The 13,464-nt window shown below is 55.1% G+C and carries 15 protein-coding genes; 3 read left to right on the forward strand and 12 right to left on the reverse strand.

All coding sequences use genetic code 11. The annotated features are described in order from the left end of the window. Positions 1-174: 174 nt before the first annotated feature. Complete coding sequence (locus Q3A88_RS14430; RefSeq protein ID WP_317178162.1) at positions 175-1,656, forward strand: pectate lyase; 1,482 nt, start codon at positions 175-177, stop codon at positions 1,654-1,656. 1 nt (position 1,657) lies between these two features. After that, positions 1,658-1,981 (forward strand): DNA-binding protein, encoded by a 324-nt coding sequence (locus tag Q3A88_RS14435; RefSeq protein ID WP_317178163.1) that lies wholly within the window; start codon positions 1,658-1,660, stop codon positions 1,979-1,981. Positions 1,982-2,055: 74 nt separating this feature from the next. On the opposite strand, the gene Q3A88_RS14440 is transcribed toward Q3A88_RS14435, so the two are convergent. From Q3A88_RS14440 to Q3A88_RS14495, 12 genes are all read right to left on the reverse strand, one after another. Then, positions 2,056-3,726, reverse strand: a complete 1,671-nt coding sequence (locus Q3A88_RS14440; protein WP_317178164.1) for a methyl-accepting chemotaxis protein — start codon at positions 3,724-3,726, stop codon at positions 2,056-2,058. Positions 3,727-4,187: 461 nt separating this feature from the next. Continuing rightward, a complete protein-coding gene (locus tag Q3A88_RS14445; protein ID WP_317178165.1) occupies positions 4,188-5,258 on the reverse strand; it encodes a type III secretion protein HrpN in 1,071 nt (356 codons plus the stop codon). Positions 5,259-5,402: 144 nt separating this feature from the next. Further along, positions 5,403-5,750, reverse strand: a complete 348-nt coding sequence (locus Q3A88_RS14450; protein ID WP_110163263.1) for a type III secretion protein — start codon at positions 5,748-5,750, stop codon at positions 5,403-5,405. Further along, a complete protein-coding gene (gene hrpT / locus Q3A88_RS14455) occupies positions 5,743-5,934 on the reverse strand; it encodes an HrpT family type III secretion system protein (protein ID WP_039277617.1) in 192 nt (63 codons plus the stop codon). Before hrpT ends, Q3A88_RS14450 begins: the two co-directional genes overlap by 8 nt. A 27-nt stretch (positions 5,935-5,961) precedes the next feature. Beyond that, positions 5,962-8,031: a type III secretion system outer membrane ring subunit SctC gene (sctC, locus tag Q3A88_RS14460; RefSeq protein WP_317178166.1), complete on the reverse strand. Its 2,070-nt coding sequence runs from the start codon at positions 8,029-8,031 to the stop codon at positions 5,962-5,964. Next, positions 8,024-8,458 carry a type III secretion system chaperone gene (locus Q3A88_RS14465; RefSeq protein WP_317178167.1) on the reverse strand — a complete coding sequence of 145 codons (435 nt, stop codon included), beginning with the start codon at positions 8,456-8,458 and terminating at the stop codon, positions 8,024-8,026. The genes sctC and Q3A88_RS14465 overlap by 8 nt, the downstream gene beginning before the upstream one ends. Continuing rightward, complete coding sequence (locus Q3A88_RS14470) at positions 8,445-8,669, reverse strand: type III secretion protein HrpF (protein WP_317178168.1); 225 nt, start codon at positions 8,667-8,669, stop codon at positions 8,445-8,447. The genes Q3A88_RS14465 and Q3A88_RS14470 overlap by 14 nt, the downstream gene beginning before the upstream one ends. Before the next feature lie 146 nt (positions 8,670-8,815). Then, positions 8,816-9,415: a type III secretion system stator protein SctL gene (gene sctL / locus Q3A88_RS14475; RefSeq protein WP_039509557.1), complete on the reverse strand. Its 600-nt coding sequence runs from the start codon at positions 9,413-9,415 to the stop codon at positions 8,816-8,818. Positions 9,416-9,452: 37 nt separating this feature from the next. Continuing rightward, positions 9,453-10,082, reverse strand: coding sequence for a type III secretion protein (locus Q3A88_RS14480; protein ID WP_317178169.1), 630 nt, complete (start codon positions 10,080-10,082; stop codon positions 9,453-9,455). Next, on the reverse strand, positions 10,079-10,846 hold the full coding sequence (gene sctJ, locus Q3A88_RS14485) for a type III secretion system inner membrane ring lipoprotein SctJ (protein WP_317178170.1): 768 nt from the start codon (positions 10,844-10,846) through the stop codon (positions 10,079-10,081). Before sctJ ends, Q3A88_RS14480 begins: the two co-directional genes overlap by 4 nt. 6 nt (positions 10,847-10,852) lie before the next feature. After that, positions 10,853-11,224 (reverse strand): EscI/YscI/HrpB family type III secretion system inner rod protein, encoded by a 372-nt coding sequence (locus tag Q3A88_RS14490; protein ID WP_317178171.1) that lies wholly within the window; start codon positions 11,222-11,224, stop codon positions 10,853-10,855. A 69-nt stretch (positions 11,225-11,293) separates the two neighbouring features. After that, on the reverse strand, positions 11,294-11,500 hold the full coding sequence (locus tag Q3A88_RS14495) for a hypothetical protein (protein ID WP_014915546.1): 207 nt from the start codon (positions 11,498-11,500) through the stop codon (positions 11,294-11,296). Positions 11,501-11,846: 346 nt separating this feature from the next. Here Q3A88_RS14495 and Q3A88_RS14500 point away from each other — a divergent pair, with 346 nt between their 5' ends. Further along, positions 11,847-13,442: an EAL domain-containing protein gene (locus tag Q3A88_RS14500; RefSeq protein WP_110163256.1), complete on the forward strand. Its 1,596-nt coding sequence runs from the start codon at positions 11,847-11,849 to the stop codon at positions 13,440-13,442. The last annotated feature ends 22 nt before the right edge of the window (positions 13,443-13,464 follow it).

Here is a 13,464-nt window from a genome sequence, read left to right on the forward strand (position 1 = left end):
AACAGGTTCCAAGGGTGATGAAGTGATCGTGTCGGTTAAGTGGTCAGTTTCTCCTTCCGGTTCCCGACATCTTTCTCTTCCCTGAACGGGAACCGCATCACACCTTCCCTCACTTAATACGCAACAGACGTAAGCCTGTTAATGACCCACATTATTCACTTTCAAGGAGATGTTATGGCTGATATGACGATCACGCTCAGCATACAACCCGGCGCAGGCCTGTCATCAACAGGTCTGAATTCCCCGCTTTCAGGCAGCAACGGCGGGGCATCGCCACGCTCTGCACAGCAGGATAGCCAGCTCATGGAGGCGCTGGGCACCTTACTTAGCGCGCTCTTGCCTAATGTGCAGGGCAATACGCCGTCATCAACCGATGGCAGTCCACTGGGCCAGACTGGCGCAGGCAACGGTGGCAGCTCGCCATTAGGACAAAATGGCAACCCTGCCGATATGCTGATGAAACTGTTGGAAGCGCTAATTCCGGGGAAAAACGGGCAGGAAGCGGGAAATCCGCTCTCTTCCGGTTCGTCGGGTGCGGCAGGCGGCAACAGCGGCGCCTCACCGCTGACAGGATCATCTGGCCCTGGTGGCGCAGGTGGTGCACAAAACCCAGAAGATCTGAGCCGCTCTCTGCTGCAAGACTCAACTGGCAGCGCATTAGATAATGCCATTAGCCCAACGGCAGACGGCGGCGGCCAACTGAGCGGTAACGATCTGTTAAAAGCGCTGCTGGAATTGATCGGCAATCTGATGGATTCGCAGAAAGGTGAGTTTGGTCAGCCGCAAGGTAACGGCCAATCCCAAGGTGGCGGTTCGCCGTCAGTGGGCGCACCGCAGGCTGCATCCGGCGGTGGCGGTGGATCGCCTGCCGCGCTGTCTGCACCTTCTGCCGGTGGCGGGGGTTCACCTGCTGCACCATCGGCGCCATCTTCACCCATTGGCGGTAACGGCGGCGGCGCGTCTGCCCCACTGACGGCCGCACCTGCTGGTGTTGGTGGTGGTTCTGCGGCATCGCCCAGCACGTCAACAGCAGGTGCTGGCCCCGTCTCTTTCCCAACCGCCAGCGGTGATGCCACCGTGGTCAATGACACCATCAAAGTCGGCCCCGGAGAGGTCTTTGACGGCGGCGGTAAAACCTTTACCGCTGGCAGCAAGTTAGGCGATGGCGGCCAGGCTGAAGGCCAGAAACCAGTCTTTGAACTGGCTCCAGGCGCAACGCTGAAAAACGTGGTGTTTGGTGATAATGCGGCGGATGGCGTACACGTTCGCGGCGATGCCAAAATTGATAACGTACACTGGACCAACGTGGGTGAAGATGCGCTGACGGTGAAATCCAATACCGGTAAACCTGCTAACGTGGAAATCACTAACAGTAGCGCTCAGGGCGCTGCCGACAAGATTTTCCAGTTGAACGCAGACGCCAACCTGACCATCGATAATTTCAAAGCGAAAGATTTCGGTACATTTGTTCGCACCAACGGCGGACAACAGGGTAACTGGAATTTGAACCTGAGTAACATTGATGCAGAAAACGGCAAGTTCTCATTCGTGAAAAGCGACAGTGAAGGGTTGAACGTTAAAGGCAGCAATATCAACCTGACGAATGTCAATAATCACTACAAAGTGCCGAATTCCGCTAACTTGCAGGTGAATTAAGATGCCAAACACGATGACCTCTCCCACTCCGACACGCTGGGCGGATCTCGCTAAACAAGGCGGGTACATTACGCCGGCTCAACGCGAATCATTCACTCAGGCTATCCATCTGGTGAGAGCACAACTGAACACCGTACTTAGCCAGTCAGGATCGCTGCGGCGGGGTGAGTTCGAGTTCGACGCCTTTGTGGATTCGCTGGAGCAGGATTTCCTGCATCAGGCCGATATCCACACGAAGAACGGGCTACATAGCGACGTGGCGCAGACCTCGTTCTGGGTTGCCCGCCTGATCGCCGATCGCTTTATTGCGGTGCGTCAACTGTAATACCTGCGCCATACCGCACCGGGGAAAAGCCAGCCAGGGAAACCTGTGCTGGCTTTTTTTATCTCGCATAGGATTCAGAACTTTTCCCAGTCACTGCTGCCGGTATTTGCCAGCGCCAGTCTAGGGGAAGCCGGTTTTTTTACTACCGACGTGTGAGGCTGTCGACGGGAAGACGAGGCCTCTGGCGAGCTTTGAATGGTAAAGACGCTCATCAGTTGCACCAACTTCGCCGACTGATCGTTCAGGCTCTCTGCCGCACTGGCGGATTCTTCAACCAATGCGGCATTTTGCTGCGTGATACTGTCCATCTGAGCGATAGCCTGATTGATTTGTGAAATACCGGATTCCTGTTCCTGTGTGGTAACGCCGATTTCGCTAATCAGTTCGGCGACATGCTGTGCCTGAGTGACAATATCTGTCATCGTTTCCCCCGCGTGTGCCACCAATCGGGAGCCGCTTTCGACTTTTTCCATGCTGCTGGTAATAAGTTCTTTGATTTCACGCGCAGCAGAGGCCGAACGCTGCGCCAGCGAACGCACTTCTCCTGCCACCACCGCGAAGCCACGCCCCTGTTCACCGGCGCGAGCAGCCTCAACCGCCGCGTTAAGCGCGAGAATATTCGTCTGGAAGGCGATGCCATCAATCACGGTAATAATATCGCCAATTTTACGGGAACTGGAGCTAATATCGTCCATGGTCGTGATGACGTTGTGCACAACATCGTTGCCTTTGGTCGCCGTTTGGCTAGCCGTGTTGGCAAGCTGTGCCGCTTCGCGAACGGTGTCGCCATTCTGGCGGATTGTTTGGCTGATCTGCTCCATGGAAGCGGCTGTCTGTTGTACGCTAGCGGCCTGCTCTTCGGTGCGCCGACTCAAATCATTGCTGCCAAGCGCAATTTCGCTGGATCCCGTTGAAATGGAGGCGCTGCTGTCATGAACCTGCCGCACAATCCCGCCCAGCCCGACGCGCATTTCATTCATGGCTGCCAGCAAACTGGTGGTATCGTCCGGTTGCAGTTCGACATTAATGGCCAGGTTACCGCTAGCAATTTGACGAGCAATGTCGGAGGCATATGCAGGTTCGCCGCCCAACAACTTTTTGATTCTGCGGGTAATCAACCAGGCGATGGCAATACCCAGCACCTCTGAGACCCCCGTAAAAGTCAGCATCAGAATACCCGCAGTCTGAGCGGACTGGCTGGCTGCATCTACCGATTGGCGGGTATCATTTTTCTGGTAAGCCAGAAGCTCATTGATAACTTTAAAGTAGGCAATTTGGGCAGGCTGAGCTTCGTTGATGATGACACTCTTGGCCTCGTCCAGTTTGTTATCCAGACTGAGTGAAATGGCTTTTTGCGAGGCCGCTCGACTTATCGGTCGCACCTGATTAATAGAGTCAAGCAGTGTTTTTTCTTGGGGCGTGTTCGCCCGTTCAGCGATACGTTTTAGAATTTCGGTAATTCTAATTGAATCTTCATTAATCTGCTGTTTTGCCGCCTCGACTTGTTCTGGTGCAGTAAATAATGTCAGATTGCGTACCGCAATCGCTGTACTATTCAAATTGTCCTTTAGTTCCTGGATCAGCAATAAGCCTTCTATCTGGTTGCTAGCCAATTTTTCTGTGGTATTACTCTGTTGCCGGAGTTGAAATTGCCCATAGAGCGCAATAAGCAGACTAATACCCAACACAAGGACAAAACCGGTACCGAGCATGGTGGCAAGTCTCATATTCTTGAAAATGCTCATAAATCACCCCCAAAGATTATTCTTAATCACGGAAATGTGATAAATAAAATCAGTCTGATAAAAAGACTATTAATTTATCTGTGACATCGGGGAATAATTTAGCGAATAAACCTTAGGTATAAGTTAAGAAAAGGTAATTTTTATTTATTTTTATAAATTATTTTTAACCTTAATTATCAATAAGTTGAAATTAAACCTCAATGATTAATAACAATAATAATCATGGGCGTGACTTTATGTCGAGTGAAAATCAATGGCGTTTTAAAAAATCATTCATTAAATAAACCAATGAGGGGAAGATGTCTCTCATTTCATCTCGATGAAATTATTAAAATAAATGGCGGGGGATAAGGAGAAATTGGCTTAATCGATGCGAATGCCGCTTACGGCAACAATAATTTCGGCCTAATGCATAACGAGAGAGCAGCGCTTCCGCCCTGCTCCCCGTTGTTTTTTTCGCTTTAGCTGGCGAGCTTTTGCAGCCCCATATTGACGATGCGGTCACCAATCATGGCCGCATCAATACCCAGAGACGAACCGCCATTGCCGCGAGCATTCAGGTTGGTATTGCCGGTATCACCGGCGACCGCGCTCTTGATCATGCCGACCGCCTTCATGAATTTATCCATGCTGCCTTTGGTCATGCCGTCGTCATCCGGCTTGCTCAGCGCTTTCGCCCAGGATTTGTCATCCTGCTTCGCCGTCTGCCAGTTATCTTTCTGGTATTCCGGTTTACCGAAAACTTCAGGATATTGATCCATAAACTGACCAATTTCTTTCGCCATCGCCCGGTCTTCTTTATCGACGAAGTAACGCGTCGGGCTGTCGTTGTGCGTGCTGATGTTGTTCAGTTCCTGCAAACCGGCTTTTTGCCCAACGCTCATCCCCAGCGTGCTACCCAGTTGATTGAACGCACCCGCACCGCTCAGGCCTTGCAGACCGTTATTGCCCAGTTGCAGCGGTGGCGTTTGCCCTTTCGTCTGGCTCAGGCCGTTGCCCAGAATAGCGGACAGCGCATCGTTAACGCCTTGGGTATAAGCAGAAATTTCCGGCGACGACGGCTGTTTGTTGCCGAAAAGCCCCCCCTGCTGCTGCGACATGCCGCCGCCCAGCAGATCTTCCAGCGCGCTAAACAGCAAGCTACCCATCATGGCCGATGGATTCATGGCATTCATGCCAGCACCCAGCGCCCCGCCTAATCCACCACCGAGCGCACTGCCCAGCCCACTACCAAGGCTACTGCCGAGACCGCCCCCCAGGCCACCGCCCAGCAAACCGCCGCCGAGTCCGCCCAGACTGCTGCCTAAACCACCGAGCCCACCGCCCATGCCGCCGCCCATCATGCTGCCCATGAACATCATGGTTGTCATGATATCGGACAGTTTTTCTGCGATGTTGCTACGCTGGCCACCAAACGCTGACTGCGATGGCGATCCGCCATTCTGTGAAGACTGAGATTGAAATAAACCGCCGTTACCGCCCGCCTTGATCGTGATTTGCAGAGAGGTTCCGCCACCAAGAGAATTAAGCATAATGTTTCCTCAATGAGTAAATGGGTTATGAAAGCGCCAATGATGTGCGGTCAACCCGCGTGATTGTGACACTCCCCCATTAAGTGATTTCCTTGCGTGCTCAGTTCCCGCCTTATGCACGAAAACGCATGACTTTTTCACGGCTCAGCGCGGCGGCAGTCCGGCCAAACGCCACAGTTCGTCGATTGCCGCAACCGACTCGGTTAATGTGGATAACGCGCGACATAACCGCAGATGTTGCTGTTCATCCAGGCTCAGGCCGCAGGCAAACAGCGCATCAGCCTCCAGAAAGCGGCGTTGTAGCATTTGCCGCAACATGCCGGGGTAATGTCGGGCGGGAGCCAGCGTTAAGGTGAGCATAGACTTATCCGCCGACACCGCCGTAAACCACAGCGTGACGCCCGACTGTACCGGCCAGCAGGCCGTCGTCGCGGTTTTCAGCGCGGTGAGGAAGTCATGCTGATTATCGAATACCGCCACGGGTTCATTCATCTACGCTGACTCTGCTGTAATCCGCCGGGCTGCTGCGCAGATCGGGCTGCCACCAGATGATGAGCTGCCGCGTTTCCGGCTGCGGACGACAAGTCACCGAGGCGCAGTTGGCCACCTGTCGGGGGGTATTGCAGGCGCTCAGCAGCAGTGCGATCAGCGCAACGGACAGTGCTTTATGATTCATGACCATTTCCTGTTTTAATTGGAATCGCTACTGAGATGTCAGCAGGTTACGTCGGGCGGGCTGAGGCGTTAGCGCGGGCTGCAACGCAAGGAATACCTCGCTGGATTCCCCCGGTGCCAGCGTCGTTTTCGGCCACACGGCCACCGCTAACGTGCGGCTACTGGCACAGGCTGCTTCATCAAAACGCTGCGGCTGTGTGCCGCCGTTACGCACGACGCCGACGCTCAGGCGCACCTGACCATTGCTATACCACTGATAGCGCGAACTGTCGTAGATCAGACCCGACTGCGAGCGGCATACCTCTCCCAATCGCGTACCTTTAGCGTCTGCCTGAAACCCGGCGGGCAGTTGGCGGCTGGCGAGATCGCGAAATGCGCCTTCAATCAGGCTATAGAGATCCGTTTTACCGTTACGCTGCGCGACGCGATTCATCGCACCATTTAACTGCTGACGATTGACGGAGGACACATAGCGCGTGGGATCGGTTTGATCGCCGACCAGATGCGGCGTCAGGATAAACAGGCGCTCACGGCGCGAGACTTCATGACGCGTCGAGGTAAACAGTTGCCCCAGCAGCGGGATATCCCCAAGGATCGGAATGCGGCGATCGCGGTCACCGCTCTCTTCAACGTGAAAACCGCCCAGCACCAGCGCACGGTTCTCACCAATCAGCGCCTGCGTGCTGACGGTGCCGCGTTTCACGCCCGATGCTTCACCTTCGCGGCCTGTCTCCACCTGACCGTCTTCGATATCGATAACCAGTTGGATGCTGCGCTGCGCCCCTTCGCCGATCACGCGCGGCGTCACCTGCAGGCTCGTGCCCGCCGTTACGGGTTGAATGTCCGCGACGCGTTCACCCGTCGCCGTGATGAACGCCGTCCGGCTGAAATCAACAATAGCGGGCTGATTTTCCAGCGTCAGCACGGAAGGATTGGCAACGATGGAGGCCGTCCCTTCCCCCTCCAGCGCCTGAATATCGGCGAAAAAGCGTTTGAAATCGCTGACAAACAGGGTGCTCCGCCCCATCATCATGGTGCTGCCTGCACTCACATTGCCAAGCTGCGCCTGCCAGTTCGCTTCCAGCCGCGACAGTGCGGTTCGGTCCACGTCCAGAATAATGGCATCAATGTTGACCAGATTTTGCGGTACGTCGATATGGTCGACGAGCTGCTGATACTCCGCACGGCGCTTTTCATCGTCCCGAATCAACAGCGCGTTATTACGCACATCGGCGGAAATCTTGCCGCTTAGCGTCACACGGCCTGACGCCTCACCGTTGCGCCCTGGGTTGTTACGGGTTGCCAGCCGGGTCATCAGCGAACGCGTACTCTCCCGCATCGCTTCCATGCCGTTATCCGGCTGCACGGGCATCGGGCCGGATGCGCCTGCCGGCGCCGCACGCTGACCATCCATCAACTCATTGAGAATGGTCGCGACGCCGGGAATCGTGACTTTTTGATCGCGATATTGCAGCGTCCGGTCGGATACCGAGGCATAGCGCAACGGAAAAATCATCACCTTGCGCCGTTCGTCCTGTTTTTCCCGCTGCTGGCTGAAATTACGAATCAGATCGATATACGCCTGCGGGCCGGTGACCAGCACCACCCCCTCTTCCGGCAACTCCCCCCAGCCGAAGCGCGTATCGAGCAGCCCGATACCACTGAGCGCCTGTTTGATATCGGGCGCGGCATCCGGGGAAATCTCCAGCCGCACCGACGCTTGTTCATCCTGCGGGCTGACATAGAGCGCATTGTTATACACGAACCACTGAAAGCGATGCTCCAGCGCCAGCCTGTCGAGGAACAGCGTGGGGTTATCCGCGCGGATTTTCGCCGTAACCTCATTGTCCGCAATATTGCCCAGCACCAAATCCACGCCGTGGCTGTTGGCAAAATCCGTCAGAATCGCAGACAGCGGCGTTTGCTCGGCAGAATAGGCATACGCGCCCTTGTTCCAGTCAGCTGGCGTGGCGGCGTGCGCCAGCGAAATCATCCCATTCACCGGGATAATCCCCATCAGCACTACCGCCCAGCAAAACCAGCGATAGACCGCCAGAAAAATGCTATACGATCGATGACGTATCAGTCCCTTACGCATGTCGTTCTCCTTGCAAAAAAGCCAGCGTGTTCAGATTCAGTGGAGCGGAAACGGGCGTTTTCGCACGCGGCGTGAGCAGGCTCAGCCAGACGTCCCGTTGGTTAAGTAAGGTTTCCAGGCTGCGGCACAGCTGCATGACGTCATCGGCATCGGGCCGCATCCATAGCCAGAGCTGTTCATCCTGCGGGGAGAGCGACAGGATCGCGGTGTCATCCTGAAACTGGGTGCGGGCGGCATCGGCCAGCTGTAAGGCGCGCGCCAGCATCGGCTCATCAGGCAACATGCGCAGCGGAATAGCCGCGTTGCACGCCACGCCCGACGACTGCCGCACAAGCGCCACCGCCCCGCCATCAATGTCCAGCTTCAGGGTCGGCGTCCCGCCGTTTAGCCAACTCTCCAACATCGCAGCCAACTCAGTTGAAGTCATTGATGATGGCCTTTACCAGACCGTGTTTCACGCTCAGCAGCTGCCCGACCGCCCAACTGGCATTGGAATAGTCCATGCTGGCTTCAAAAAAGGCATAACTGTCTGCCTGACTGGCTCCGCCTTCGGCAACGTTCAGCGCAATATCATCCAGCTGTTGCTGCGAATCGACCAGGTGTGCGTCAAGGCGACGCTGAATGGGGTTAAGGGACATAGCACGCTCTCCTCATAGGGTATTTTCCTCACAACACGGTTTGGGTCGTTGACGAGAACGTTGGCCGTAAACCTGAGCGTTCTCGTCATTGACTCAATAGTGAGTGGTTAACCCCGGCGAGCAGTTCCCTTTCGCGGGCAGTGATTTCACATCGCAGCGGGATATTCAGGAGGAATCAGCTGTGCCGTCGCCTGCCGCCAGCTTAGCGACATCACGCCATGCGCCGTAATCAGCTTCATGGCATCGCTATCCAGCGCGTCATCGCTGGCGAGACGCCACTCAAGATGCGCATGTGCATCCAGCCAGTGCTGTACATCGGCAAGCTGGGCGGGATGGCAATACAGCGTTCCCCGGCTTTCTCCCTGCTGTTGCTTAAGCAGTTGCCGCAGTAAAGCATGATGGCGCGACGGCGCAGGCGTTTTATCCAGCAAATGCGCCAGCGCATCGCGCAGCAGCTGTCCGGCTTGCGTAATCATGATCTTTTCCAGATCCATTCGGTCTTGCCGAACACCCTGTAAGAGCGCGTTTGCCTGCTGCCAGAATTCCGCTTCTGCCTGTTCGACCGCCTGCTCACCAAGCATTCGGGCACGTTCGTGCGCCTGTGCCACAATGGTATCGGCCTGCGCATTGGCCTCTTCCCAGAGTGTCCGACTGCGCCGATGCGCCGCGACGCGCTCTGCCGGAATAATCACCGTTTCATCCCGACTGCCGCCGGGTAATGTCGCAAACGTCTTTGTCGTCAGCATGCTTCGTCCTTAGCAAAATGAATAGAAATGAGGAGGGTTATGTGGGGGTCGATGCCTTCCAGATCAGGGCATCGCACAGCGCATTCAGCCGGGCGGCAGGCAATAACATCGACGGGGCATGGCAAGAGTTATCCCCACCACAGGACCAATCGCGTGGAAAAAGCAGCCGCAGACGCGGCCAGCACGTTTCACCATAGCGAATGCGCAGCAGCGTCACCGCATCCTGATATCTCGCAGCGGGTGACGCCGACGATAAGGCAGAAAAGGTGACCGCTGACGGCAGCCATAAGCCCGGCCGCAGCGCCTTTGCCAACCGCTCGCACCATATGTCCTCCGCGCCCGAGCGATCCGGATGGCGTACGGGCTGACACACCCGCGCCATCAAGCGCAATACCGTTTCTCGCTGTGCCGTATCCAGCGCCCCCATTTGCATCAGTGAAGCCAGCGGATCCGGCGGCAACTCCGACGGCAGAGAAAAATGGCGATGAAGCTGCACGGCGTTCACATGCAGCCAATCGCGACGCAGCGGTGAATCCGGCAGCCTCACCTTCCCATTCCACCAACTGGAATCGGCTTGTAACAGGCAATCCTCTGCCCACCAGATCAGCCAGGCAAGCGGGGTGATGTCACCCGACTCATGCCGTTGGCGTTGCGCTTGTGTGATCATGGTGACGACGACTCCCCCGCTTTTTTCTGCTGCCATTGTCGCAGGTAAGGGGTGCCAATGCGCCAGCCTAATAGCCCAGCCAGCATTAGGCCAAATAGCCCTGCGCCCCACTGCCAGCGCCGCATTTCATCCGGCGTAAGCGTAAACGGTCCCAGCGTGACCACGGGGATCGTGTCCTGATAAGGTTCCGCCGGAACAAAGACGATCGCCAGTTCTTTATCATCCTTGCCAGACAGGCCGGGGATGCTGCTGGCGACCATACGGCGGATGCGCTGCTCCATCCCATCGGGCTCCAGCTCGGCACGGTATTTGATAAACACCGCCGCCGAGGCTGGCTGAACCGGCTCGCCGGGGGCGATACGCTCGGGCAGCACCACATGCACCCGCGCCACCAGCACGCCGTCGATCTGCGCCAGCGTCGCCTCCACTTCCTGCGACAGCGCGTAGATATATCGGGCACGCTCCTCCAGCGGCGTTGAGATCACGCCGCTTTTCTGAAAGACCTCGCCCAGATTGGTACGCGATTGCTTCGGTAAACCCGCCGCATTCAGAATATTGACGGCACGTTCCATGTTTTTTGCATCGATCGCCAGCGTGACGCCGGTTTTGTCTACCCGTTTCTCCGCGCCGATCTGATAGCGGCCGAGCATCGAAATCGCTTCGTTGGCATCGTTCTCCGACAGCCCGCGATTCAGCTCAATCGGCTCGCCGCAGCCAGTCAATAGCCCGATCAGCAGAAGAAACACTCGCTTATCGATTTTCATAGGCCGCTACTGTAAGTTGGTGAGTTTTTCCAGACTTTGCACACTTTTCGCCACCAGTTTGGCGCTCAGCAAACTTTCCAGATAGAACGACGACAGCGTTCGGGTCGCATCCAGTACATCTTTTGGATTATTGGATCGCATCGACTGGCTCACATCGCGTTCGGCGGATTTAAAAACGCCGTTCAGTCCCTGAGATTTTTCCGCCAGTGCACCCAGCCACTGACTGTTGCCGCTTTCTGCCGTCATCGGTGCCGACGACATTGCTGCGCTAAACCAGGACACATCCTGATTGGTCGCAGAATACGAAAAAAACGTGCCGTTGTCCGCCAGCGGAGCATCCCCCGGCTGGGGCAGCGTGGTAGCGTGGTTGATTTTCATGGTGTGGATTCCATCGCGGACGGGGTAAAAAATAAAGCCGGAGCAAGGCTCCGGCTCGTTTCATCACGATCAGAACTGGATAGCTTTCGCCGCTTTCTGCCCGGAGTTCAGTGATTTGGACGCGGAATCCATCTGACCATCCAGAATGGAGTTTTCCGTATCTATCGCCATTTTCTGTGCCTGAGCGCCTGCTGCACGTGTCAGAGAGCCAGCCATCGCGGTGTCCAGAGTCTGAGAAGCCGCCTGAGATGCAATCTGGGAAAGTCCAAAGCTCATGATATATCTCCAAATATAATGAAAGTTTACGGTAGTGAACTGTCATGCTGTACATACAGTCATCTTGTTCATTCATTAAGTGGGAGAGCGGGTCAGTGAGTTCCAACGAAAAAGAAATTCTTTCAGCAATGGCAATTCAAGAGGAAGAACTAGCCTAGTTTTCGCTGTGTTTCCGGCCGTTAGCTATCATAGATTTTCTTTTAAAATAATAAAAAGCGTTATTACCTTACCGCAAGGCCGTACGTTGTTTCTGATTTGCAGAAACGTTTTTATGCTGTGCAACTGGCAAGGATGCGATCTCTGAACCCATGCCGTACTATTCCCATCACGCTGCCAGATGGTCGCTATGCTCACCTTAACTACCAACACCGGATTATGGTTCAGACTTATTTTGATTTCGTTTGCCAGCGCATTGCTGGCGCTGTTTATTGGTCAGGGAATTTTAGCCAGATTAGAACAAACGCAGTTGCAGCACTATAGTCAGGAAGTGCTCGATCAGGGTCTCGCCGTCGCAAATGAAGGCAGAGAAACCATGAATCGGGTACTGACATTGAATAACGCACCTTGCTCCAGCGCCGATCTGAAAGAACTACGCCTGATTTCCTTTTATTCCGTCTATCTGCGCGATATCGGGCGTATCAAGGACAACTATCTCGTCTGTTCCGCGGGCTGGGGCATCCTTAACCCACCGATTTATCTGCTGCCGCCAAATCGAACGACGCCCGATGGCGTGCAACTGTGGGCCGCAATGAAAGACGTGATCGATCCACGGATTACCGCCGATATGGCAAGCCTCAACGGGGTGGTTACCATCACCGCTGCCGCCGCATTTCGCCGTTTCGTTCAGCCACCAGCCGAGCACAGTGCGATGCTGATCACGCGTAATCTGGAACATATCTATCAGACCTTTGGCAACGTCGACCTGCCGGCGTTCAGGGAGACGCGACAAGAACATAATGCGTGGCTGACCATGGGAAAACGTCAGACGTTTTTCTGCTCGCCCAACCGTGATATCTGCGTGCTGGCACAGTTGGACGCCGCCGGTCTCCTGTCACGCCCGTGGTATATCATCGCTTCCCTGTTTTTTGTCGGGGCGCTCATCGGTGCCAGTTTTACCCTGTCCTATCAACTCTATGACGATCGGCACCATGCTTTGCCATCACAGTTAAAACGCGCGATCAAAAATCAGCGCCTTCAGGTACATTATCAGCCGTTAATCAGTCTGCCCCAGCGCGCCATTATTGGCGTAGAAGCGCTAGCGCGTTGGAAAAACGAACGCGGCGACAGCGTGTCGCCGGAATATTTCATCAATATTGCGGAAGAAATGGGCTATTCAGATGAGCTAACCCGCATCATTACGCGTCAGGCACTGCATGACATGCAACCGTACCTCACGCAGGACACGCCCTTTCTTCTGAGTATTAACCTGTCCGTCTCCGACATTGTTTCGCCGGATTATCATCACTTCCTGCAGCAAATGTGTGACGAACTGGGGATAGACAGAACGCGTATCATGCTGGAACTCACCGAGCGGTCGAGTACATCCCATAAGACGCTGGCAGATGGCCTTGAGACCTTACGACGCGCGGGTTATAAGGTCGCGCTTGATGATTTCGGCACGGGCTATTCCAACCTCGACTATCTGAGCCATTTACCGTTCGATATGATCAAGATCGACAAGATTTTTGTCGACGCCATCGGCACAGGCACGGTTAATGCCGCCATGGCCGACCTGTTATTTACCCTCATCAAAAAACTCGACGTCCCGGTGATCATCGAAGGGGTAGAAACACGCGAGCAAGCCGCCTATATCTTGCAACAGTGCCCGTCGGCGATTATGCAAGGATGGTATTTCAGTAAGGCCGTGGCATTGCACGATCTACCGGATATCCATCACTATCCATGCCCGCCGATAGAAAAAATGCCGATAGAAACGATGTAAATAGAATCGGCATAACCTGAAA

This window comes from Pectobacterium sp. HCp5_1, from assembly GCF_032905925.1.
In the GTDB taxonomy this organism is placed as follows: domain Bacteria; phylum Pseudomonadota; class Gammaproteobacteria; order Enterobacterales; family Enterobacteriaceae; genus Pectobacterium; species Pectobacterium brasiliense_A.